This is a genomic window from Paenibacillus sp. 01T422 (assembly GCF_056398785.1).
The window spans coordinates 1-572 of record NZ_JBFTQB010001556.1 but is presented as its reverse complement, the minus strand read 5'-3'; the positions used below and the strand labels follow the sequence as shown (position 1 = coordinate 572).

Below are 572 nucleotides of genomic sequence, written 5' to 3'. Positions count from 1 at the left end.
ACTAAATACCGTACAAATGTACTTCCGGTTAAAAGGGAGCTATGAAAGTTTCTCATGATATTAGAGTACGTGCTCTCAGCATCTTGAGCAGCTACGATTTGATTATTGTTATCTAAAAAAACAAAACGATCTCCTTCTTTACTGCTTATCGAAACCCTATTGTTATAAGGTTCCTCCATCATGCTGACTTTTCCAATTTTATAACCTGGGTATTTGTTGGTTATTTCCTTGATCGCTTCATCTATGCTCTGTTTTGTTTGTATCTCACTTTGCCCGAAAAATGCTTGTTGATAGATGTTTTTTTCGACATCGGTATAAAATAAAAAACCGATTCCTGACAGCGTTAATGTTAAGAGCAAGGGGGTAATAAACCAGGCCGCATAGAAATGAAGCCTTCGGAAAGGATTAAATGTGTTCATATTAATCTCCTTAAAATTGTAATGTAAATGGCTGCCGAGCAGAACAATCTAATATTAATCTTAATAGAACATAAAAATATATGGCTCGAACGGGCTAGTTTTGTTTATTTATGTGAATAAAATATAAAAATTTCGCTCCAATTGGCATATAAC

General features: G+C 34.3%; 1 protein-coding gene. It reads right to left on the bottom strand.

The window, feature by feature from the left end; all coding sequences use genetic code 11:
• Positions 1-419: PepSY domain-containing protein (locus tag AC1DUA_RS40150; RefSeq protein ID WP_477504951.1), on the bottom strand; the 419-nt coding region annotated here is incomplete at its 3' end.
• Between the last annotated feature and the right edge of the window lie 153 nt (positions 420-572).